Here is a 24295-nt window from a genome sequence, read left to right as displayed (position 1 = left end):
AACCAAAGCATCAGCCGACCTCAAGTATGATGACCCGCTTTTGGTCATTGCACTTGAGGTCATTATGGACAGGTTTCTTCGCGGGGGAACACGTTATGATGCCGTTCCTACATGCTGCTGGCTCGCATAATAAGCTCACTTTTGAAGTTAACCTGACGTGGTACGCGTTTCGGATCTTTGATGCGTGCCTGCAATAGTTCGACCGCGGTTTGGCCCATTTGGTCAGTGGCAGCATGCACCGTAGAAAGTGGCGGGGTCGTGAACTTGGCGACCGCCACATCGTTGAAGCTGATCACAGAGACGCGTTGCGGCACCTCGATCTTAGCCTCGTTCAAAGCGCGCAACGCACCGACTGCCATCGTGTCGTTGGCCACAATGAAACCGTGCGGTAAGGTGTCACCGAGTTTGGTGATCGCTTGTTTCATCAGTTCGTAACCTGAATCAGGCGTGAACGCGCCAATAAAACGAAACGCTGGCTGCATCAAATTCTCTGCGTACATCACCCGATCAAACGCGGCTGTCCGCACGTCCTGAAACTGCTCGCGTCCGCTGCGACTCGTTTCAACGCCACCGAGAAACCCGATGTCGTTGATCCCTACCGATTGAAAATGATGAATAATTTGCTCGATAGGACCAGCATAATCGCTGGTGACCGAGTCGCAGTCAAATGCCAACATATTTTGATCCACGAAAACAACTGGTTGCGCCAAGGCTTTGATCGTTGCCACTTCGCCAGCGTCGTACTTACCCAACGCAATCACACCTTGGACGTTTTGTGTCGTCTCGGCTCCCAACTGCTCCAAATGCAAGCTCTGCAAATGATAGCCAGCTGAGGCCGCCCGTGCCTCAATAGCATATTGAATCTGTAAATAATACAGATCATTCAACTCTTCTTGCTCGCTGCGCCACTGAATCAAGGCAACGGTGGTTTGCGGGGACACACGTTTACGTCGACGTGGTTTGTACGCCAGCTTTTCGGCTGTTTTCAACACGCGTTGGCGCGTTTCGGGCGTGACAGCCAACGTCGTATCATAATTTAAAATACGCGAGACAGTCGCAATTGAAACCCCTGCCGCCTTCGCAATATCGGTAATCGTGGTCATCGTTTTCTCCGTTTCCATTGACTCCTTGCCGGCTTCAGCAACGTAGCCTGTTGCTACAGTGCCCGACAGAAGCGAGCAAATGCTTTTTGACCAACTTCATCGCGTTTGAACACACCAGCATCTTCTAAGACCCTGGCAAATACACGACCAACCGCTGCCTGCATTTGTATCTCTGCATTTGCTGGCGTCCAATCATATTTTGCTTTCAGTTGGTCGGCCCATGCTTGATGCATTGGTTTCATCGTGTTGGCTTCACCCAAAAGATATTTCTGGACTTCAGCTAACTCCGACTTTAATCGTGCCGGTAAAATGGCACGTCCCATCACTTCGATCAAGCCAATGTTTTCCTTCTTGATATGTTGCACGTCTTGATGCGGATGGAAAATACCATCCGGATACTCTGCACTAGTTTGATTGTCGCGCAGCACTAAATCCAGCTGGAATTCCGAACCAACGCGCCGAGCAATTGGGGTCACCGTATGATGCGGTTTGCCATCAACAAATGCGCGGACGTCAACTGTTTCATCGGTATACTGATTCCAAACCTGCCGAACATGTTCGGCTGCATTTATCAACTCGTCCGAATCAGCACTCACTAAGCGAATAACACTCATCGGCCACTTGACGATGCCAGCGAAAACATGCGGATGTCCGCTAATTTCAACCTGCGTCTCAATTGGTGCTTTGGCCATTGGAAATGTATGGCGACCGCCTTGGTAATGTTCATGCGTCAGCATCGAACCGCCGACAATTGGCAAGTCAGCATTTGAGCCAACAAAATAAGTTGGAAACATTGAAACGATGGACAACAAGTTGCTGAAGGTACTTTGGTCTATCACCATGGGTTCATGGATAGCATCCAGAAAAATCGCGTGCTCGTTGAAGTAAGCATATGGCGAATATTGGAATCCCCATGTTTTACCGCCAAGCAAAAAGCGAATAATTCGATGATTGGTTCGCGCCGCAAAGTCAGTTCGACCGGCATACCCTTCCGTTTGTAAACACAAGGCACACGCCGGATAGCCAGACTGGGCGGCATGTGCCGCAGCAGCAATGTCTTTCGGATCTTTTTCCGGTTTAGACAGGTTGATGGTGATTTCGAGGTCGCCATATTCAGTTTTAGCTGGAAAAACAACATTCTTAGCAATCGCTCGCGTTTGAATATAATTATTCGCGCGACTCAAAGCAAAGAACCAGTCTGTTGCAACCCGTGGTCCCGCCTGATACTTATCCCAAAACAGTTGATTGATCCGACTTGGTGTCGGGGTAGCAAGGTCCATCAGCTGCGCTTCCAAAATCTGACGTGCTGCCTGTGAATCTGGAATTTTACCATTCTCCTGCGCAGCTTTCACCATCAGATCAAGGTTCGTTAATGGATCAGCATCACCAGACAGGTCAAGGGCAGCATCTCCGATCAAATTCAACAATTTGTTGGTCAGATAGACTGCATCCATCTGGGTGTAATCGGGATTGAGTTTCACAATGGTACCAACGTGATTGCTAATCGCGGTCAATTCCGGTCACCAAATCCTTCTGGGTGATTTTCGTGCCAGTTCCATGCGGTTTCGATAATCTTGTCAATATCGTCATAGTTTGGCTTCCAGCCTAAAATGTCACGAGCCTTTTCTGAGCTAGCAATCAAAGTGCTTGGATCACCGGCACGCCGCGGGCCCATCGTGGCCGGAATCTCTTGGCCAGTCACCTTACGCGCTGCATTTAGAATTTCAAGGTTGGAGAAACCATGCGCAGAACCTATGTTGAACGCGGATGACTTATTGCCGGCATCCAGATACTTCAAGGCCAAAATGTGGGCATCAGCAAGATCGACCACATGAACATAGTCACGCACATTGGTACCATCCTTGGTTGGATAGTCGTCACCATAAATTTGCAAACCAGTTCGTGTACCTGCTGCAACCTGCAAGATAATTGGCACAATATGCGTTTCTGGATGATGGTCTTCACCGATGGAACCGTCTGGCATCGCACCCGCAACATTGAAGTAACGCAAAGCCACGAACTTCAGCCCATAAGCCACATCAGCCCAATGCATGATCTTTTCCATGGCCAACTTGCTTTCACCGTATGGGTTGGTCGGTACTTGCGGATCAGTTTCTTTAATTGGGACCTGCTTAGGTTCGCCATAAGTTGCTGCCGTTGATGAGAAGACAATTTTCTTGATGCCGAATTGATTCATGGCTTCAAGCAAGGTGATCATGCCGCCAGTGTTGTTATCAAAATACTTCAACGGATCTTTCATGGATTCCGGCACAATTGAGAACGCCGCAAAATGGACAATCCCGTCAATCTTTTCCTGGCTGAACACTTGGCTCAGAAAATGATAGTCGCGGATGTCGCCTTGATAAAAACGGGCGCGTGGATCAACCGCCTTACGATGCCCAGTAATCAAGTTATCCAAAACCACAACATCCTCGCCGGCAGCGAGTAATTGTTTTACCGTATGTGAACCGATGTAACCAGCGCCGCCTAAAACTGCAATTGTCATAATAAAATATCTCCCTTTTTTAAAACGTGTTCGTCAGACTAGAAATCGGTCTGGCTCACGCTCTACTTTATAACACTTTTTCTATTTTAGCAGAGTTAGTTCAGTTGCTTAGCACCATCGGCAATATCGGCCACATAGAAATGGGCGTCATAGCCGATCTTTTCACGATAAGTCTTGCCAACATTATCAATAAAGTCTTCAACATCAGCACTGTTGACAATCGCAATGGCGCAACCGCCAAAGCCAGCACCGGTCATGCGAGCACCGAGCACACCCCGTTGCTTCAAGGCATTGGTCACAAGGGTATCAAGCTCGATGCCAGTGACTTCGTAGTCAAAAGCCAACGAAACTCCAGAAGCAGAGACTAGTTTGCCAAAGGTCTTCAAATCGCCATCTTGCAGTGCTTTCGAAGCCTTCAATGTCCGCTGATTTTCAAAGACGGCGTGGCGCGCGCGTTTGATCAGGATTGGATCGTAAATGAGATAAGTATTCTCGTCGAATTCGTCTTCACTCAGTTGGCCCAGACTTTTAACTTCAATACCTTTTTGTAGCATTGCCAGTGCTTTTTCGCATTCACTGCGGCGTTCGTTGTACTTGGAATCAGCCAACTCACGACGCTTGTTGGTATTCATGATGACAATCACGTTATCGCCCATCTCAACTGGCAGGTACTCGTATTTCATCGTGTTTGTATCCAACAGCGTTGCTTGATTTGCGCGACCCATTTCAATCGCGAACTGATCCATCACACCGGAGTTCACGCCGATATAGTCGTTTTCGACTTTAACGCCGAACTGAACCAGCTCCAACGGTTCAAAGCCGCCATCAAAAAGATTGTTCAGAATCGTTCCGACCAGCATTTCCAGAGAAGCAGAACTTGATAACCCAGCGCCATCAGGTAAGTTGCCGTTGATGTAAACATTGAGGCCATGCGTGAAGTTCGCACCCGCCGTCTTCATCACCCGCGCCATACCTTGGAAGTAATCTGTCCACAAGCCGCGCTTATCTTGGAAAAGATCCGAGAATGGGATGTCAATAATGCCAACCTTTGGGAAGTTGGCCGAGTATAACCGAAAAGCGTTGTCCTCATTGGTGCCAACCGCTGCATAAGTGCCCAGCGAAATGGCACACGGGAAAACGTGGCCACCATTGTAATCGGTATGTTCACCAATTAAATTAATGCGTCCTGGTGCAAAGAAAGTGTGCTCCGCCTGCTTACCAAATTGTTCCGTAAAACCTTTCGTGACATCTGTACTATTCACCGTCAATACCTCCTAATTGAAGTTAAGCTTATTTATCCGCTACTGATTTTTGTAACCGTTTTTATTTTACTAAAAATAATGACGGATTGGAAGCGCTATAGCCAAATTATTTTGTTTTTGTTTTAGCGGTCATTTAAAAATCGCTGAATTTAAAGCAACTTCCTTTTACTAAAAATTCTAGCAGGTTCAGAATGTCCCTTCCACATGGCGCCGATAGTTAGCATTCCCCATGTCAACAACCCAACTTCATACATGAATCATTTTGATTGACGTCACCTGTAATTTGACGATAATGATCAAAACGAGCTTCAAGGAGGCAATTATGTCGAACTTAGATTTAACCATCGTTGTGCCAACTTACAATTTAGGTCATTATCTGCCTGAGACATTAAAAAGTATCCAGCAACAAACAATTGATTTTGAACTTTGGCTCATCGACGATGCCTCGACTGATGGTACCGCTCAGACAGTGGCTGATTTTGTTAAAGGTATCCCTAATTTTCACGCGACCGGTTTTAATCACCATCGTGGCATCGGTGCTGCGCGAAACTTTGGCATTGATCATGCCACTGGTCAAGCTGTGGCGTTTGTTGACGGTGACAATTTAATCGCGCCGACCTTTGCCGCAACGTTATCACACGGGTTCACATCGGGTGTTGTGGCCACTGCGGTTGGTTATGATTGGTGGCATCGCAACCGCGGCGGGCCCAATCGCTTTCAATTGTTGTCACAGCGGGAAATGTTTGATCAAGTCTCACGCCACGGCTCCGAAGTGGGCGGTTATATTTGGAACAAGGCTTTCTCTCGGGATGCTTTAACTGCCGGTAATATTCGCTATGATGAACAATTACGCATTGCTGAGGACTATTACTTCACGGCGGATTTTGTCGCGCATACGCCTGGCAAATATGCTTATAATCCAACCATTTTGTACACGAAGGTTAATCGCCCGAATAGCACGATGCACAATTTTTCTTGGGCTGATCGCCGTCAGGAAGACCAGATTTTTGAGCGGATCCATCGCATGCGCCAGCTCATCCAATAGCCGGTCAGATGATCCTAAGCAAAATACGCGCGGCTGATGAAAACGTTCATCGGCCACGCGTTTTTTTATTCAAGATATCTCATTTGCAGCACAACCTCCATTTCCATCTCATTTACAGAATCCTGATCGATTTTTTAACTTTTTAAAATAACTAATGATACACATAAGTTTAAAGTTGACAGGATGTCACGAGGTACGGTATAACTATTTCCGGAAACGTTTTCATTGTGTGCAATATTATTTCACAGGGGGTAGTTATTTGTGACAAGTGATCAGAAGTACATTCTGGCGATTGATGAGGGTACCACGAGTACACGGACCATCATCATCGATCACAATGGTCAAAAAGTTGTTGATGCACAGCGGGAATTTCCGCAGTATTTTCCGCATCCGGGATGGGTCGAGCATAATGCCAATGAAATTTGGAATGCCGCTTTGTCGACCATCGCGACGGCATTTATTGAATCACAGATTCAGCCACGCCAAATTGTCGGAATCGGGATTACCAATCAACGGGAAACCACGGTTGTATGGGACAAACAGACCGGGTTGCCAATCTACAACGCCATCGTCTGGCAGTCGCGGCAAACTAGCGAGATCGCTGACAAACTTAAGGCAGACGGCCACAGCGATATGATTCATGATTCAACCGGTTTGCTAATTGATTCGTATTTCTCAGCGACTAAGATTCGCTGGATTTTGGATCATGTGCCTGGCGCGCAAGAACGGGCGGAAAAAGGCGAACTGCTTTTCGGCACCATCGATACTTGGCTTTCTTGGAAGCTGTCCGGCGGCGCCATTCATGTCACCGACTATACCAACGCCTCACGAACCATGTTGTTCAACATCCATAAACTAGCCTGGGATGACGAGATTCTCCAATTGTTGAATATTCCTAAGCAAATGCTACCGGAAGTTCGCAGCAATTCAGAAATTTACGGCAATGCAGCAGCCTACCATTTCTTCGGCAGTACCGTGCCAATTGCCGGCATGGTTGGTGACCAACAAGCAGCACTTTTTGGTCAGTTGGCGCTTGAGCCGGGTATGGTGAAAAACACCTATGGCACAGGTGCATTCATTGTGATGAATACCGGCGAAAAACCGACCTTGTCCAACAACAACCTGCTCACCACCATCGGCTATGGACTTGATGGCAAGGTAACCTATGCACTTGAAGGTTCCGTTTTCGTTGCCGGCAGTGCGATTCAATGGTTGCGGGACGCCATGAAGTTGGTCGAGCGTTCAAGCGACTCCGAAGCCGCCGCACGGGCTTCTAAGAGTCAAAATGAAGTTTATGTTGTCCCAGCCTTCACAGGCTTAGGTGCGCCTTATTGGGATTCTGATGCTCGCGGTGCTATTTTTGGCATCACTCGTGGCACGACTCGCGAAGATTTCATCAAAGCAACCTTGCAATCTCTTGCTTATCAGTCACGTGATGTCGTGGATACCATGAATAAAGACACTGGTATCCCGATCCAAGCTTTGCGCGTTGACGGCGGCGCAGCTAACAACGATTACCTGATGCAATTCCAAGCAGATATTTTAGGCATTCCGATTGAACGAGCAGCCAATTTGGAAACGACGGCGATGGGCGCTGCCTTCCTCGCTGGTTTGGCGACTGGCTTCTGGAACAATACCGATGAACTGCAAAGTATCGTGAAGCTTGGCAAACGTTTTGAACCAACAATGGACGCGCCTGATCGCGACCACCTTTATGAAGGCTGGCAGCAAGCTGTTGCTGCAACCCAAATGTATAAGCACAAGGCGAAGAAAGCCTGATCTGTCAACCAAAAAATGATCGAGACTGACTCGATCCGTAATGAAGGAGAACAAAATGGTATTTTCCAACGAAACGCGCAAACAAACGATTCATCAGTTAAAGCATACCGAGCTCGACTTGCTCATCGTCGGTGGCGGCATTACCGGCGCTGGGGTGGCGATTCAAGCAGCTGCCAGCGGGATCAAAACCGGTTTGATTGAGATGCAGGACTTTGCGGAAGGCACCAGTTCACGTTCGACCAAATTGGTACACGGCGGTATTCGCTATCTTAAATCTTTTGATGTTGGCGTTGTCGCTGACACTGTTAAGGAACGCGCCGTCGTGCAAGGGATCGCGCCGCATATCCCGCGGCCATTCCCAATGCTGTTGCCAATTTATCAAGAATCCGGCAGTACGTTTGACATGTTCAGCGTCAAAATTGCCATGGATCTCTATGATCGATTGGCTGGTGTTGAAGGTTCTCAGTACGCCAATTATACCGTGACAAAAGATGAAGTCCTTCAACGTGAACCACAATTGTCCGCTGATAACCTGCAAGGCGGTGGCGTTTATCTCGATTTCGTCAACAACGATGCGCGCCTTGTGATCGAAAACATCAAAGAAGCTGACGAACTTGGCGGCTTGATGGCCAGTCATGTTAAAGCGGTCGGCGTGCTGCACAATGACGCTGGTCAAGTGGTTGGGCTGCATGTTAAAGACTTGTTGGACGACACTGAATTCGATATCCATGCCAAACTGGTCATCAACACAACCGGTCCATGGGCTGATAAGTTCAATGCACTTGACGATCACGAAAAACACGCGCCAACTTTGCGGCCAACCAAAGGTGTTCATTTAGTCGTTGACGGTTCTCGCTTGCCAGTTCCGCAACCAACTTACATGGATACTGGCTTAAACGATGGTCGGATGTTCTTCGTGGTTCCGCGAGAAGGCAAAACGTATTTTGGTACCACTGATACAGATTATACCGGCGATTATGAACATCCCCGCGTTGAGCAAGAAGATGTCGATTATCTGCTGAAAGTCGTCAATAAACGCTTCCCCGAAAGCCATATGACGATCGACGATATTGAAGCTAGTTGGGCTGGGTTGCGACCACTGATCAACGACAACGGCAGTTCCGATTATAACGGCGGCGGTGCTAACAGCGGCAAAGTTTCAGACGATTCATTCACGGCCTTGATCGAGGTTGTGAACGCTTATGAAGACGATCAAGCAACCCGCGCCGATGTTGAACGTGCCATTTCCAAACTGGAAACAGCACATGCAGAAGCCGGATTAAGCCCATCCCAAGTTTCTCGCGGCAGTTCTCTTCACCAAGCGACAGACGGGCTCATCACCCTTTCTGGTGGTAAAATTACAGACTATCGGAAAATGGCCGCTGGTGCCCTCGCGCTGATTCGCCGTATTCTGGTCGACCGTTTCAACGTTGACGCGCCAGCAGTTGATTCCAAAAAGCTGCAAGTTTCCGGCGGACATTTTGATCCGACCAATGTTGAAGAAACCATGGCCTTCTACATTCGGATTGGCGTTGATGCTGGTTTATCGGAAAAAGACGCCCAAGATCTGGCTAACCGCTTCGGTTCCAATACCAGCCGAGTGCTCACTTACGCTGTCGATGGCCCTGCGCCAGGATTAAGTCTGAAGGAAACCATGAGTCTGCGTTATTCACTCAATGAAGAAATGACGCTCACACCGGTTGATTATCTCTTGCGCCGAACCAATGCCCTTCTTTTCCACGCTGAAACACTGGCTGAGTTGAAACAGCCGGTTGTTGACGAAATGGCGCAAACACTGGGATGGGACGACTCGGTGAAAGCCCAACAACTGGCCGCCTTGAATGCTGCCATTGCCGACAGTCAACTGGCCTATCTAAAAACGGCACCAGCACCGGTTCATCCTGAATAGAAAGAGGAATCAACATGTGGACACAAACATTAGGTGAATTTATCGGCACCTTCATCCTGATTCTCCTTGGTGACGGCGTGGTGGCTGGCGTGTCACTCAACCAATCAAAAGCAAAGGATGCTGGCTGGGTCGCCATCACCCTTGGTTGGGGACTAGCTGTCACCATGGGCGTTTATACCGCCGCTTTCCTTGGCCCAGCCCATCTCAATCCGGCGGTGACCATCGCTTTTGCCGCCATCGGTCAATTTTCTTGGTCATGGGTGCTGCCGTTTGTCGCTGCCCAAATGCTTGGTGCTTTCTTAGGAGCCGCCGTTGTCTGGCTGCATTACTATCCACATTGGACGAAGACCAATGACCAAGCAACCACCTTAGGCGTTTTTGCGACCGGCCCAGCCATTCGCAACTATACCGCTAACTTCTTGTCTGAATTCATCGGCACTGCTGTCTTGATTTTTGGCCTATTAGCTTTTGCGCAAGGCAAATGGACAGCCGGTTTGAGTCCGATGGGTGTTGGCGTTTTAATCACTGCAATCGGATTGTCACTTGGGGGGACAACCGGTTACGCAATTAACCCGGCGCGGGATCTCGGCCCACGCTTGGCGCACGCCATCCTGCCGATTGCACATAAAGGCGGCTCTGATTGGGGTTACTCGTGGGTACCTGTTCTCGGTCCTTTAGCTGGCGGCGTTGTTGGCGCACTCATTTTCGTGACATTACCATAAGTTCAATCACTCGTTAAATTATTCAAGCAAAAGGCTACTTAAAAAGCTGAGATCGCGGCGGAGCGTTTCCGTGATCTCAGCTTTTTTGTGACTGCACAGTAACACCTGAAAATCAAAACGTAAGTGACCTTATGATTTGTCAGATCCTAAATAATCCAGAAAAGAGCTAGGCTAACAATCCCCGGCCGTGCCAAACTCCGCAATCTCCGGCCAGCTGGGGCTGGAACGCGTGACGGCGCTTCGAGCCCAAAAACCGGTCTCGAAGTCGCCTAACAACATCAGCGACAAAGCCCGGTCGCTGTGTTGTTTGCACAGCTGAGCCCCATCTGGCCTACGATTGCTCCGCCTTGGCACTGACATCTTTATATCCGGATAAGTTATGCACGAGATGTAGGACGACAAAAACCTTTTGCGATAATCTGTTCGCATTTATTTGAGGGCTGTGAATGATGGCCTGACTTTTTCAAGGTTGGTATGTGTAGACTCCTGCGAGCGCGTCACATTAATTCATTCTACTTCATCAAGTCTGCAACCTGCGCCTGTAATGCCGGCACCACATCGGTCATAAACCATGGATTACGGTTAACCCACCCATAGTTTAGAGGCGAAGGATGGACGATCGGAAAATAGTCAGGTAAATACGTCCGGAAGTTTTTGACAGTGGCCGTCAGCGTCTTTTCGCGATGCTTTCCTAAATAATATTTTTGGGCATAGGCGCCAATCACAATTGTAAGTTGAATCTTTGGCATTAACGCCAGCAAAGAAGGATGCCACTTGGCCGCGAAATCTTTACGCGGTGGCAAGTCACCTGACTTACCTTTGCCGGGATAATAAAAATCTAACGGCAAAACTGCAATTTTACCGCTGTGATAAAACTGATCCTTGGTGACGCCCATCCAAGTTCGCAAGCGGTCACCACTTGGATCATTCCAGTATGTTTTTGTCGTTTGTGCTTTTCGTCCTGGTGCCTGACTGGCGATGAGGATCGTTGCTTCAGGTTCAATATGATATAGCGGATCCCATCCTTGGGCGGTAAAGTCAGCGTTATCGGGATCCTGACGAATAGCCTCAAATATTTTATCTGCATCTGTCACGCTTGAATCCCTCCTTTAACAAACTTAGGCCATGCTTTGCTACGTTCAAAATCCGCAGCCAACTGCCGCGCATCGTGAATTAAGGACGTTGGATAGTCCATGGTTGCCAACAGTGCTATGGCATTATGCGAAGTGGCCGGACCTTGATAGAGCAAATAGTCAAAGACAACGCCATCCTCCTTCGTCACTTTCTCTTGAAAATGCCAGTTGACGCATTGATCGCCCATAATGTCCGTCAATTCATTATCATGTGTCGCGACCACAACCAAACTCGGATATTGCTTTAGCCAATTAATGACACTCGCCGAAGCGGCAATTCGTTCGACGGTATTCGTCCCTTTTAGAATTTCGTCGATAAAACCATAGACGCGTTTCTTTTTGGCAACAGCATTGAGCAGCCGCCGAATGGCTTTAATTTCCGCAACAAAATAGCTATCGCCTTCACTCAGATCATCACGCACCGCCATAGCCGTGATGACTTCTCCTGGATCCATCGTGAAACTTGTCGCTGTCACGGTATTGATCGTTCGTGCCAAAATGGCATTGATCGCAATACTTTTGACGTAGGTCGACTTACCGGAAGCATTGGCGCCGGTGATCAACGCATTTTTCTGCCAGTCAACTGGGTTGGCAACGGGATGTTTCAACAAAGGATGGGCTAAGTCAGTGGCGGTCATGCCGCCTTTGGCAAAGACTGGCTGCGTTGTAGTCGCTTCCGCCGCGCGAAAATTAGCAATGGCAATGGCCAACTCTACATCGCCCAGCCGTTGCCACAGGGCTAGTGCCTCAGCATGGTGGCTGCTTAAGCGATCGAGCACTGTGTTGTAGGCAATAAAGCTCAGCATGAACATGATGCTAAGATACTCAGTTAAAATGTCGCCCATGCTGCCGGTCTTGGTCCGGAAGACAAACGCAAATCGCGTGATGCCGCGCATTGGTTTAACTGCTTGTCGCAATGCTGCTTGAGTCGGTTGGCTAATTTTGGCGAGACGTTCTGCCGTAATAATCGTCCGGACAAGGTAACCCATAGACGTAATTTCGGCATCAAGGCCTTCACGTTTCAAAATGTAGTAGAACACGTTGACCAGCAAACTGACCACCATCACGGTCACCCCAATTGCCGGCCACAATAGCGTCAACAAGACACCTATAAATGGAAAACCGCCCATTACTTTGAATCGCCATGCATTCGGCAAGGCTTTTTTGGTGGTTGTCCGTAGATAAAGTTGGCTATTGTTCGCCGGCTCGATGCCAAGTCCGGCAAACGCCATTTGCACTTTCAATCGGCTGTCAGGATGATCTTGAAAAAAGGCAATCAACGCCTCGTCAACAGCTGGTTTGCCTAAATCATAAGCCCGCAATTGTGCATAGACCCGTTCAGCGCCAACACTACTTTGGGTGACGTTCAGCTGTTCGAACACGTCTAACATATCAAGATCCTGCCAAGTCAGGTCGTCAACTTGGCAATCGTGATTAACTTGGGCTTCATGATCAAGATAGGCGGCTTTTAAATAGCGCTCACCTTTTGGCCGTTTTTCAGGAAAAGTGCCCCAGTCAGCTAGCAATTGGCGCTTGAGCTTTTGCTGTCGCTGCCAGGTTAACAAACCATTGAGGACAATCATCGCAACAATAAAGCCGGTGACGCTGAGAAGAATCGTAATGGGTTGTGACATATTGATCACTGCTTTCTTAGCTGATGTGACCAGATTGGTGAGACTTTCAATAACAACTTGCGCGGGTCACACACACTTATCTTGTCGGTTACTTATGCTGATATTATCTATCAGATGGTTTTGAAAAACAAAATTGAAGTAGAGATGAGCAAGAATTCTAAAATTCAAACAATTCAGAAAGGATCTATGCAACAATCCCTACCGTGCCAAACTTAGCGATCTCCGGCCAGCTGGGCTGGCGACGCGCAGCTAGAGCGGAGACGGCGCTTTGACCCCATCTGGCCTACGATTGCTCCGCCTTGGCACTGGGATCTTTATAAATTCCAATAAGTTATCCATGAGCAAACAAACAGGCGAACAATTTCCCTAACTACGGAAAATTGTTCGCCTGTATAGTGACTGTATAGGATGCCACAACCTGTACCTTTCAGCACGATATCAGCAATCAAGCCTTCGACTTCTTTTTATCAGCCGGATAAATATCGGCGACCTGGGCCTGAGCGGTTTCGTGTTGCGTGAATTCATCATAGCTTGTGTCCGCACGGTCAACAACACCGAGTGGCCCAACCTCGATAATATGATCAGCAATGGTTTGAATGAACTGATGGTCATGACTGGTGAAGATTAATGAGCCTTTGAAGTCGATCAAGGCATCGTTCAAACTGGTGATGCTTTCCAGATCAAGATGGTTGGTTGGATCGTCCATGATGAGGACGTTTGCCTTGCTCAGCATCATTTTGGCCAAGTATGAACGGACCTTTTCGCCACCAGACAAGACGTTCAGTTGCTTGAGCACTTCATCCCCAGAAAAGAGCATCCGACCGAGGAAGCCACGCAAGAACGTGTTATCTTGTTCGTCTTGTGGTGCAAACTGCCGCAACCAATCGAGAATGTTCAGATCATCATGATCAAATTCAGGATTCAAGTCTTTTGGCATAGCGGCACGGCTGGTGGTGACACCCCATGTGATGGTGCCGGTGTCAGGTTTAAGCTCACCTGCCAGCACCTGCATCAGCACAGTGGCAGTCACGTCATTGCGGCTGATGATCCCTGTTTTGTCACCTGGCCGCAAAATGAAGCTGACATTTTTCAGTACTTCATGACCATCAATTGTCTTGGAAACATTCTCGACCCGTAACAAATCGTTACCGATTTCGCGTTCTGGTTCGAACTTGATGTACGGATATTTCCGTGTGCTAGGCCGAATATCATCTAACGTAATTTTTTCAAGCTGCTTTTTACGTGAAGTGGCTTGCTTGGACTTTGAAGCGTTGGCGGAGAAACGCGCCACGAATTCCTGTAATTGCTTGATCTGTTCTTCTTTTTTAGCATTCGCTTGGCTTTGCAGTTGCAAGGCCAGTTCAGAACTCTGCTTCCAGAAATCGTAGTTGCCGACATAAAGTTCGATCTTACCAAAGTCAACATCACACATCATGGTGCAGACCGCATTCAGGAAATGCCGGTCATGAGAGACAACCAAAACGGTGTGTTCATAGTCAGCTAAAAAGTTCTCAAGCCAGTTAATCGCTTGCGGATCAAGCCCGTTGGTTGGTTCGTCGAGCAGCAGAACGTCGGGTTTGCCAAACAACGCTTGAGCGAGCAACACCTTGACCTTCTCCCCTTCAGGCAGATCAGCCATGAGTTTCTGGTGCTCACTTTCCGCAATGCCCAATGACTGCAACAGCTGAGACGCGTCGCTTTCAGCGTTCCAGCCGTCCATTTCGGCAAACTCACCTTCCAGCTCGGCTGCCTTATTCCCGTCAGCTTCAGAGAAGTCTGGCTTAGCATACAAAGCATCTTTTTCCGTCATCACCTGATAAAGTCGTTCCCAACCTTGCAAAACAGTGTTCATCACCGTTTGATTGTCGAACGCAAAGTGATCCTGACGCAGACTACTCATCCGCTCATTCGGCGACAAACTAACCGTCCCGGTCGTTGGGGTCAGTTCACCTTGGATGATTTTAAGAAAAGTCGATTTTCCCGCGCCGTTTGCGCCAATAATGCCATAGCAATTACCGGGCGTGAATTTCAAATTAACGTCTTCGTATAGCTTACGGTCGGAGAACGTCATTGATACATTGTTTACTGTGAGCAATTTTATACCTCGCTTAAAAGATTTCTACATATATTAGCAGATATTTGGGGGTTTCACAAATACGTCAGTCAGACCTATCATGCTGCTGCTAACCCAGAAGAGGCTAAAATCTATCAGCCGCAGCTCAGCAATATCAGGATCAGCTGACCGTCCTTAATCAATAAAAAAAGATCTGACAACTAACTAGGACGGCTTCTCATAAGAGGATACGTTCGGCTAAAAATTGACCGTCGTGTCCCAGTAGCTCTTGTTCTCAATGGCCACATCGCTCAGATTGATAGCAGGCACCCGTTATCAAAGACAACAACACTGATCAGATCATAATCACGCCATACCGAGACCGCAGTCTACAGTGTGGCTTAGCTTGGAAAACCTCGCTCATCACAGGGAAAAAGCTTTATTGAATTTTCTAAAAAATCAGTTGCTGAATATGCCATGATTATTTTCGAATTTTGTAAATAAAATTTTCAGATATGAATGCTTTCACAAATATAAGAGCCTCTACGTATTTTCTGAATTTTGTAATATAACAATTTATTAGTAAAAAGGTCACTTTCTACAAATTGCAATCCGATTAGAAACGTTTGAAAAAAGCAAGCAATATTACTAAGAAAACGCTTGACATCGTAAAAAGACCGTTTTAAGTTAACAACTAATCGTATGCAAGTTGTTAAGCTTAGTGGAAAACATTATGAAATACATTAATGAATTTTCCGAGCTGAGCACGTCCGATGCTTAATATATCTCCGGTGGTATTCAACTTGCTCACCTCGATGATAATTATGGTGATGGCGACGCCGGCTCTAGCAACTGCCCCTTCAGTGAGTGGCTGAGGGAACTCTTTGAAGGCGGCACTCATGGAGGGCGGTAATAATCGCGTAGATCCATTCCCATAAGTATAAGGTAGTTATCTATACCGATGAGATAACCGACTACTTTTATTCGTATTCACAATATCTGGTGGTGAAATGTGGGGGAGGACAAACCATGAGAAAGTTATCAAGTAAAGTGAAGCTTACATTCACGAGTCCTTTATTTTGGATCGTCATCGTCTGTTTCGGGATTACATATTTAGAATTTTTCACATCTTCAATATCATTTTTCCTAACTCGATATTGTTGGAACTCTCCTGTTGAAGTTTTTTCAGGCCAGTACTACCGCTTATTTACCGCGCTTTTTCTACACCTAGATATTTTCCATCTTAGTGGCAACATGCTTTTCCTAGCACTTCTAACTTGGATCATATCCGCCAACATTACTAGATTTCAATATTTAATGGTACTTCTGTTTTCTGGCGTTTTTGGAAACTTATTGGCTGATACTTTCATTACTTATCTGTACAAACTAGATGGCCACGTTTGGTCATTTTTGACAACAATTGGATACACATATGGGGCTATTGGTTTTTCTACGGCTATAATGGGCTTATTTTCCTTTACAATAATCGTCTTCTTGTTCGCTAACGCTAGGCGCTTCACGAAAGTTAAGTTCAAATCAGGCCTGCTTGTGTTTGCCGTATGCTCGCAGATTTTATACACATACCAAAACCTTTCGACAAATCCATGGTTATCCATACCATCGTACTCTCATATCGGTGGCGGCCTAATTGGCATTCTATTAGCTTTGATCTTTTTATACAGACGTCATCAAAGAAATGAGTCGCTCATCAGAGAATAATTGCCACGTTAAAGTATTTGGCGCTTTTCGTTTTCTTCTATGTAAGATCTTTTAAACCTTTTCAAAAGCTCCGCTTCGTGGAATTTAACTGATTTATTAGTAATAAATTTCCTTTTTTAAAATTGCATTTTGATTAAAATTTGAAATTAAAAAAATTTCAAATAGCAAAAGAAAACATTTGACATGACGGATAAGTCGTTTTAAATTAAGTAACAACCATCTGGCGAATAATTAAGCTTTGATAAAAAATATGAAGAGTATTAATGAATTTTCTAATCTGAATACTTCCGATGCTCAACGTATTTCCGATGATATTCAACCCGCACAATTTTGGGACGGGACGTGGTGGTTGGCTCGATAACATCCTTCATCACCTGCCATTTGTCGGAGGAAGCTTACGCTACCCGCTTATTCCATAGATTGTGAAATAAACTAAAGCAAAATTATCATCTATGTGAGCAGAATACGATAATTCTGCTTTTCATTTACAACAGCATTTCAGAGACTTGTTGGAGGAGAGCTAGAATGAATCAAGTAATAAGGTTAATGAAACGCATAGCTCTAAGCCCATTGTTCTGGATTATTACTATTTGTTCCAGCATCTTTTTTCTAGAAAATAGCGACTTATCCAATTATTTTTTAATAAGTGACTTTGCCACAAACTTTCCTTCACTATCACTGTCTGGTCAATATTATAGACTGCTAACATCTTTATTTCCTCACACAGGAATCACTCACTTAGTTTCTAATATGTTTTTGTTGATTATATTGACTTGGGTTGTTTCTCCTATAATTAGCAAGGCCTTATATTTATCACTCCTACTTTTATCGGGCGTATTAGGAAATCTGTTAGCAGACGTTTTGATTGTTTCTTTAGTAAACTCTGACGGCAACTATTGGTCCTTTTTAACTACATTTGGATACTCTCATGGAATTGTTGGGCTTTCAACATCCATAACGGGTTTGTACATCTTCGCTCTCATTATTTTCGTATTCAAAGCTTCCAAAAACCTACCTCAGAAAAAATTTAGACTAAGCGCTCTCATATTTGTATCCTTTATCGGAATTCTATCTTTAATCTTAAATTTCATTTGGGGCCAATGGTTCACAATAACGGCCTATGTTCATTTTTTTGGGGGATTAGTTGGTGGCATACTAGCATTTATATTTCTTTATAGACAGCATAAAAAGCTTGGTTTAAAAACTCATGATGTTAATCCACTTAAGTAAAGTGGTCGTTTCTTGACAGGAAGACTTATGTGAGTAAACTTTGTTCAACAGATAAGAGAGCGGTTTCTTAGACCGCGTACAGCACATCCATTTTCTTCTCGTCTTATAATTTGTCAGTTCATTCTTCAATTAACCTGTCATGTTCGAATATTCAAGGGATGTAATACCATGTTCCTAAGTCAATTTTTACCACTAGCATCTGCTGAGCTTGCAAATATTATCTGAGGTACTTCTTTCGTTCCGGCTGAGGAAGGTGAACCCAGTTCCTTTTTCCACCTTTTACCATATCCAATTGATGTTCCGGCAAAAGACAGTTAAACCCACTCCATGTCTGCTTTGTTAAATACAGATTTGGCTTTTAATTTCTTTGCTACGATAAGGAACATCTCTTATGGTCGTTTTGCAAAACAGAATTGACCGGTTTTCATAGCCGTTACCGAATAGGTAATCGGCTATTTTTGTGGGGAGTTAAGAGGGGAGCGCAGCTCCCTTCTTACAAGCCATTTACTGACAATTGGGGAGCGCAGCGATACCCGATTTGTCTAGCAAATGAACCAATACCACCCAAAATGAGAGTCTTAGACTGGTGGCAGCAAATCGAACCTTCAATTCTACACTTTTCCGGCTGGAAGTCGGCCGCATATGGAGGAATGCGTCCTCACAGAGAGGTGAGCTGGTTTTCATGATCCCCAGCGTCCTCAAATTAATTTTCGGCTTACCCCTGACCAATACGAGAAGCTTCGAAAATCGGTTGCGCCCTTGGGCATGTCCGTGAGTGCTTACACCAAATCATTGGCCGTCAAAGCGAAGCTACGCGAGTTCCAATTTAGTCATGAAGAAACGATCAATCTTGCCTTCCACCGACCGAGCAACAACTTGAAGCAATTGCCTTATTACGCCAAAGCCAGCGATCTCAGGGTCAACCTCAACGATTTGCCCATCCTCAAAAGAAGGTAGCGTTGACCCTCTTGATGTTAACTAATGACATTTCCAGTTTTTAAAAAGGGGCAGAACGTTCGATTAAAGATTGCCCGTCACGCTCCAGTTCCTCTCGTTTTCAATGGCAAGATCACCCAAATTGATAGCGGCCCGGCTGTGACGAAAGACACGAATGTCTTTAAAATCGTCCGGCACAAGTCAACATCACGTCAAAACAAGCCCGCACCTTACGTTATGGCTTAGCTGGGGAAGTCTCCATTATCACTGGCAAGAAGACTTACTGGAACTTCCTGAAAAATCAACTGTTAAATAAATCGTAACTACAGCAATCTTAAAGAGCAGCCAACCATTGCTTGCTTAATCAGTAGTATCAGTGTCCACCCTGACGTTCAAAGTGTCTTTTCTTGACAGAGAGAGGACAAGTGCGTAGTACTTTATTTGGATAACTTAGTAAGCGCTTGCCATATGTGATATCAGTGTTTTCTCTTCTGTAAAAGTCATTGTTTAACATATTCCTTTTGCAAAGCTACGAGGAGATAAGCATGATGCTGTTGAACTATGGACAATCATCAACACCCACTGATTTAGTGACGATATCAGAAGGCGCCTCTTCTCCTTTTGTCCCTGTTTCCGAGCCGCGATTAAATTCTGATCCGGATACAATTCCGCCTCCAATTGATGCCTATCTCGCCAATACGTAGACTTTTGCAAACATTATTGGTTCACCAAAGAGCTCACCCAGATTATTGGAGGTGGACGCAATGGCGATTAAAACTGATGATAAAATTAGCATTACCTAAGCTAGGTAACGAAAGAAGTGATACCCCATGATGATGTATCCTTATCTTAATTTAGGCCCCAGAGATGGAGTTTTGTTAGTTGCAGTCCTTGTACCGTTAGTTTTAACATTAGTTTTTAAGTGGTCATTATTGGAATTTGTGCTTTCTGTTATTGCAGTCATAGTTGCGTTCTTGGCGGGAAGCATGAAAACAGATAAGAAGAACGTACTTGCGTTCTTAAAAAAATAACCTAGATTGATTTGGCGCACGATTATTTGCACTAATCTGATAAGTCTTAAGGAAGTGTTTGAAATCTACAGGAAATAAAAATACTTTGTTCCACTTTCTTGAGAGCTCCAGCGCAACTTACATGCAGGTACGGAGTTTAAATGAATTTAAAGAACCAACTGCATCTGAACTTCAAAAAGTGACCTGCGGCGGTAATTGATGGAGTGGCGGTATAGATGTCATAATGGAGACTGTAATCCCACCCCGCCGCACACATGCAGTCGCTACGGTTCTGGCGGTACGCCGAATTCATGCATTAAGCCATATATGTTAAAATAATTCTCTAATATTTCTGTCTGGGCTTTGTACAGCTGCCTTCCATGTTTGCAAAGCAGAATCGGCCGGTTTTCATGAGACTGAGCCATAAGTGCTCTCAAACAACAGGCACTACCGCCGAGGGGGGACAATCATGACTAAGACGAATATAAAGGTGATTTCGTCAGGGAAAAGCATTGATGAGCTAATTAAAACCACTATTGAGCAATTAAAGCACAATGGCTATGAGTTCTTAGCAATCGCATTGGCACAACAAACAGAATTCTACCGAACAGATGCGGAGAGATTAGAGCTGGTTAAAGAATACGTCACGCTAATATAATTACTTGGTTTCAATGTTAACAAACATAGCATGGACACTGAGTAGGTGTCTTTCTATGCTATCAAAAACAGGCCTATACCTTCAGTGTTGATTAATCCTCAACAACAGAAAGTGTAGGCCTATTTTTTAATGATGCCCGAACTCATCCGCGTATGAAATTACTTTTTACTGTAATGAAGAAATGTCTCGACGACCCCGTAATTAGCCTGACTGAATGGATGCATTACATACGAGATGACGTTAGAATTGACACGGTAAAAGAACAATCCTCGTCGTTCATACAAGTTATAAAAATACGTAAAGCTAATTAATGTATAGTTTCTGAAACAGTTCATATTTTGCCCGTTTGTTTAGTATTCATTGATAAAGGACAAAACATCATTCACTGGAGCGGTGGCTATCTTAAAAGTAGTCGGTTCAAAAAAATATTTCTCTATCATTGGCGTATTCTGTTATTAAAGGCTCGCAAGGACTGTATCTGTCACCTGAATGATTTAGTTGAAAAATACGTTCACCTTATCAGATCTCAGAGCATATTAATTTTTCCTGATACATCCAATCCTGCTCACCAAATGTACCGGTTTCTAGCCGCTCTGACTCTACCCTTTGAAAATACTACGTTAGCACTGAGCATTATACTTTTCATAGCATCAGTGGACTAAACTTTTTCTCGCCCAATACATACATCAGTCACTTGGAGGACACTTTGAATAACCTGATCACATTCATTCTCATTCTCGCTGGCATGCTGCTACTTTTGCTGCGAAAAGGCACAAAGCGGCAACGGCGGGCGAATCGGCGATTGGCGGCGACGTTGCTGTTGTTTGGCTTAGCCAGCGGCGGTTACACCTACACGCAGCAACACACTTCACTGCTGGGGACACCGCTGCAATCAAGTTCAGTTAGCAACAGTGTGCCGGCAACGGATGCCACCTCGCGCCAGCCGGTCACGCAACTGGCGCAGCTCAATTACAACAACACTGCCGAGATTACCGTCAACAATAACGAGCCTGGTTTTACGAAAGCAGAACTTGCCACTGATAAAGGCCCGTGGACAACATTTAGCAATCTCGATAGTCTCAACCGTGCTGGTACTGCCAATGCTTTACTGAATCAAGCTATCATGCCAACTGCCAAGCGCGAGCCGCTGACTTGGAATCCAACTGGGTGGCACAACAAGAAAGTGCATGGCGAATGGCTGTACAACCGCAGTCATTTAATTGGTTTTCAGCTTTCCGGTGAAAATAATAATCCGAAAAATTTGATGACTGGAACGCGGCAGTTAAATTCGCCGTTGATGCAGGCCCATGAAGATGATATGGCACATTATTTGAAACAGTCACGCCAACATTTTATTCGTTATGAAGTCACCCCGATCTTTCGCGGTGATGAACTGTTACCACGCGGTGTGGCGATGCGTGCGCAAAGTATCGGCGACAACACGATTCATTTTAATGTCTACATCTTCAACATTCAGCCTGGTGTGACCCTCAACTATGCAGACGGTACTAGCCAACTTAATTAGCGATTGCCTAGAATTCAATCGAAATAATATTCGGATTGTCGGCATAAAACGTCAGCAGGCGCCGCATGTCTTCATTGGCTTTGCTCTCCACATGCAGGGTCATTTTAACTTCGTCGCCTTCATGTTTAATGGACACATTCAGGACCTTGATATGGTACTTGCCTAATGTTTCGCGTAAATGTACCATGTCAAAGCCTTCGCTGCGGACCCGAATTGTCAAAATGCCGTTATCACCGCTGGGCAGCCAGCGATAGTGATGATGGAGCAGGACTTGAATGCAGAGCACTAGGACAGTTGCGGCCAAGCCGATGAGGTACAGCTTCGCCCCAATTGCCATCCCCACAGCCGCTGTCGTCCAAACCCCGGCAGCTGTCGTTAAACCATTCACGTTATTGTGGCGAACCAAAATGGCGCCAGCGCCTAAAAAGCTGACGCCACTAACAATCTGAGCCGCGACACGTGAAGGATCCAATGCCATATTTTTCAAATCTAAAATATCAAAAAAACCGTATTTTGAGACAATCATAATCAAGGCCGCACCCAACGCCACAATCATATGTGTGCGGATACCGGCATTTTTGAAGCGATTCTTGCGTTCATAACCAATGGCAAAGCCGCAAAGTGCAGCCACCACCAGTCGAATGACAAGTTCGGCTTGATCTGCTACTGAAATTATCAAACAATCACAACCTTTGTTCTTACTTTACCACCGAATGCCTAGGTTAAAAACATCGCGAAATCGTTGCAATCAGCCACCGCTATGGTAGACTATAGTAGGTTAGAATGATTCTAATTTGGAGGCGTAACGATGACCATAAATTTACGTGATGTACAGGATGTCTATAAGGATGCCGGGTCTGACATTATTTTTGCTACGCTTGACCTTAAGCGCGAAGATGCCGCAGCCGACAAAGCCATGATTGCCGACTTAGCAGAGCACTTACCAGCATTCATCAATAGCATGAACATTCGCTACCCAGATGCAAAATTGGCGGTTGCATTTGGCTTGTCGCGAAAAGCTTGGGATTATCTTTTCCCAGCAGCACCGGTGCCTAAAGAGTTGGAGGAATTCCAACCAGTTGTCGGGCCAAAATATACCGCAGTGGCAACCCCAGCTGATCTGTTCTTCCACATTCGCTCGCAGAATTCAGCCGTTCCGTTCGAACTCATGTCAGAGATCATGACCATCATTGACGATCAGACTGTGACACTCGATGAAACCCATGGCTTCCGCTATTTCGAAGGCCGAGCGATCATTGGCTTTGTCGACGGCACGGAAAATCCAAGCGCACTCGACACGCCAGAGTATGCGGTGATCGGCGATGAAGATCCCACATTTGAAAACGGCTCCTATGCTTTTGCGCAAAAATACCAACACAATATGAAAGCATGGAACGATTTGACGACGGAGGACCAAGAAAAAGCCATCGGTCGAAAGAAGTTCAACGATATTGAGTTAGCTGACGAAAAGAAGCTGCCAAATGCCCACAATGTGGTTTCTCAGGATAATGACGGCGGCGTTGAACATAAAATTGTGCGCATGAATGTCCCGTTCAGTAATCCGGCCAAAAACGAAAACGGAACCTACTTCATCGGCTATGCCCGTCATTGGACGGTCACCAAGCGTATGTTGCAAGGCATGTTTGACAATTCTGATCGGTTGCTTGATTTTTCGACGCCAGAAACTGGCGAATTGTTCTTCATTCCGTCCAAATCTGTGCTCGGTCAAATCGCAGACGGCGAACTTTAATGAACGTGTTTGTTTAGGAACACAGGGAAAACAGTTACACTGAGGGCTACCAAACACCACCATCTTGGGTTTGACATGGTCGCAATCAGTAGCCGCTTTTCCCTGTGTTTTTGTATGGCGACTGCGCCAGTTTTCAAACCTTGCCTTCACTTATATTCATTTAAAAACCAATTTTTATCGCATAGACCAATGGCCAACTTTTCTGTTTGCCATAAAATCGTCAAGTTTTCATGTCACATAAGCTAACGCGGCTTCAGTTTTTTTACCGCTTCGAAAATCCTTTGATAGCAGTCTTTCTCCTTTCAGCACCAGATTTGCTCT

The 24295-nt window shown here is 45.8% G+C and carries 21 protein-coding genes; 13 read left to right on the top strand and 8 right to left on the bottom strand.

Annotation, left to right across the window (positions count from 1 at the left end):
* Positions 1-107: 107 nt before the first annotated feature.
* From AC07KQ_RS03330 to AC07KQ_RS03315, 4 genes are all read right to left on the bottom strand, one after another.
* Positions 108-1121 (bottom strand): LacI family DNA-binding transcriptional regulator, encoded by a 1014-nt coding sequence (locus tag AC07KQ_RS03330; protein ID WP_003563719.1) that lies wholly within the window; start codon positions 1119-1121, stop codon positions 108-110.
* Positions 1122-1156: 35 nt separating this feature from the next.
* Complete coding sequence (locus AC07KQ_RS03325) at positions 1157-2617, bottom strand: UDP-glucose--hexose-1-phosphate uridylyltransferase (RefSeq protein WP_003563717.1); 1461 nt, start codon at positions 2615-2617, stop codon at positions 1157-1159.
* The gene (gene galE, locus AC07KQ_RS03320; RefSeq protein ID WP_003563715.1) at positions 2614-3609 is read right to left on the bottom strand and encodes a UDP-glucose 4-epimerase GalE; all 996 of its coding nucleotides are present in this window, start codon (positions 3607-3609) and stop codon (positions 2614-2616) included. The genes AC07KQ_RS03325 and galE overlap by 4 nt, the downstream gene beginning before the upstream one ends.
* A gap of 95 nt (positions 3610-3704) precedes the next feature.
* Entirely contained in the window at positions 3705-4871 is a 1167-nt protein-coding gene (locus AC07KQ_RS03315; protein WP_003563710.1) for a galactokinase, read from the bottom strand.
* A gap of 322 nt (positions 4872-5193) precedes the next feature.
* On the opposite strand from AC07KQ_RS03315, the gene AC07KQ_RS03310 reads away from it, so the two are divergent.
* The 4 genes from AC07KQ_RS03310 (at position 5194) to AC07KQ_RS03295 (ending at position 10326) form a co-directional block, all read left to right on the top strand.
* Positions 5194-5916 carry a glycosyltransferase family 2 protein gene (locus AC07KQ_RS03310; protein WP_013245510.1) on the top strand — a complete coding sequence of 241 codons (723 nt, stop codon included), beginning with the start codon at positions 5194-5196 and terminating at the stop codon, positions 5914-5916.
* Positions 5917-6177: 261 nt separating this feature from the next.
* On the top strand, positions 6178-7695 hold the full coding sequence (gene glpK, locus AC07KQ_RS03305) for a glycerol kinase GlpK (protein WP_003604510.1): 1518 nt from the start codon (positions 6178-6180) through the stop codon (positions 7693-7695).
* A gap of 55 nt (positions 7696-7750) precedes the next feature.
* Entirely contained in the window at positions 7751-9604 is a 1854-nt protein-coding gene (gene glpO, locus AC07KQ_RS03300) for a type 1 glycerol-3-phosphate oxidase (RefSeq protein ID WP_016386425.1), read from the top strand.
* 14 nt (positions 9605-9618) lie between these two features.
* Complete coding sequence (locus AC07KQ_RS03295; protein ID WP_003601383.1) at positions 9619-10326, top strand: MIP/aquaporin family protein; 708 nt, start codon at positions 9619-9621, stop codon at positions 10324-10326.
* Between the two features lie 512 nt (positions 10327-10838).
* Here the strand turns inward: AC07KQ_RS03295 and AC07KQ_RS03290 are convergent.
* From AC07KQ_RS03290 to AC07KQ_RS03280, 3 genes are all read right to left on the bottom strand, one after another.
* Entirely contained in the window at positions 10839-11420 is a 582-nt protein-coding gene (locus AC07KQ_RS03290) for a uracil-DNA glycosylase family protein (RefSeq protein WP_003593485.1), read from the bottom strand.
* Positions 11417-13093, bottom strand: a complete 1677-nt coding sequence (locus AC07KQ_RS03285) for a MutS-related protein (protein WP_480156613.1) — start codon at positions 13091-13093, stop codon at positions 11417-11419. Before AC07KQ_RS03285 ends, AC07KQ_RS03290 begins: the two co-directional genes overlap by 4 nt.
* A 445-nt stretch (positions 13094-13538) precedes the next feature.
* Positions 13539-15188 (bottom strand): ABC-F family ATP-binding cassette domain-containing protein, encoded by a 1650-nt coding sequence (locus AC07KQ_RS03280; protein ID WP_041168847.1) that lies wholly within the window; start codon positions 15186-15188, stop codon positions 13539-13541.
* A 987-nt stretch (positions 15189-16175) separates the two neighbouring features.
* Between AC07KQ_RS03280 and AC07KQ_RS03275 the strand changes: the two genes are divergently transcribed.
* The 8 genes from AC07KQ_RS03275 to AC07KQ_RS03240 all read left to right on the top strand — a co-directional run bounded on the left by AC07KQ_RS03275 (position 16176) and on the right by AC07KQ_RS03240 (position 22224).
* Positions 16176-16865 carry a rhomboid family intramembrane serine protease gene (locus tag AC07KQ_RS03275; RefSeq protein WP_012491140.1) on the top strand — a complete coding sequence of 230 codons (690 nt, stop codon included), beginning with the start codon at positions 16176-16178 and terminating at the stop codon, positions 16863-16865.
* Between the two features lie 525 nt (positions 16866-17390).
* Positions 17391-18095, top strand: coding sequence for a rhomboid family intramembrane serine protease (locus AC07KQ_RS03270; protein ID WP_274990986.1), 705 nt, complete (start codon positions 17391-17393; stop codon positions 18093-18095).
* Between the two features lie 702 nt (positions 18096-18797).
* Positions 18798-19052: a plasmid mobilization protein gene (locus tag AC07KQ_RS03265; protein ID WP_396350210.1), complete on the top strand. Its 255-nt coding sequence runs from the start codon at positions 18798-18800 to the stop codon at positions 19050-19052.
* A gap of 24 nt (positions 19053-19076) precedes the next feature.
* Positions 19077-19277, top strand: a complete 201-nt coding sequence (locus AC07KQ_RS03260) for a hypothetical protein (protein ID WP_020751485.1) — start codon at positions 19077-19079, stop codon at positions 19275-19277.
* On the top strand, positions 19238-19354 hold the full coding sequence (locus tag AC07KQ_RS03255; protein ID WP_472367091.1) for a hypothetical protein: 117 nt from the start codon (positions 19238-19240) through the stop codon (positions 19352-19354). The genes AC07KQ_RS03260 and AC07KQ_RS03255 overlap by 40 nt, the downstream gene beginning before the upstream one ends.
* 507 nt (positions 19355-19861) lie before the next feature.
* Complete coding sequence (locus AC07KQ_RS03250; protein ID WP_013245503.1) at positions 19862-20062, top strand: hypothetical protein; 201 nt, start codon at positions 19862-19864, stop codon at positions 20060-20062.
* A gap of 448 nt (positions 20063-20510) precedes the next feature.
* Positions 20511-20699, top strand: coding sequence for a hypothetical protein (locus AC07KQ_RS03245; RefSeq protein ID WP_013245501.1), 189 nt, complete (start codon positions 20511-20513; stop codon positions 20697-20699).
* A gap of 706 nt (positions 20700-21405) precedes the next feature.
* Positions 21406-22224: a DNA/RNA non-specific endonuclease gene (locus AC07KQ_RS03240; protein WP_013245500.1), complete on the top strand. Its 819-nt coding sequence runs from the start codon at positions 21406-21408 to the stop codon at positions 22222-22224.
* Between the two features lie 7 nt (positions 22225-22231).
* On the opposite strand, the gene AC07KQ_RS03235 is transcribed toward AC07KQ_RS03240, so the two are convergent.
* Positions 22232-22903: an MgtC/SapB family protein gene (locus tag AC07KQ_RS03235; RefSeq protein WP_013245499.1), complete on the bottom strand. Its 672-nt coding sequence runs from the start codon at positions 22901-22903 to the stop codon at positions 22232-22234.
* Between the two features lie 129 nt (positions 22904-23032).
* Between AC07KQ_RS03235 and AC07KQ_RS03230 the strand changes: the two genes are divergently transcribed.
* On the top strand, positions 23033-23974 hold the full coding sequence (locus AC07KQ_RS03230) for a Dyp-type peroxidase (protein WP_003563657.1): 942 nt from the start codon (positions 23033-23035) through the stop codon (positions 23972-23974).
* Positions 23975-24295: the final 321 nt, after the last annotated feature.

This window comes from Lacticaseibacillus sp. YLM2-1, assembly GCF_056583465.1.
This window is presented reverse-complemented; position numbering and strand designations above follow the sequence as displayed.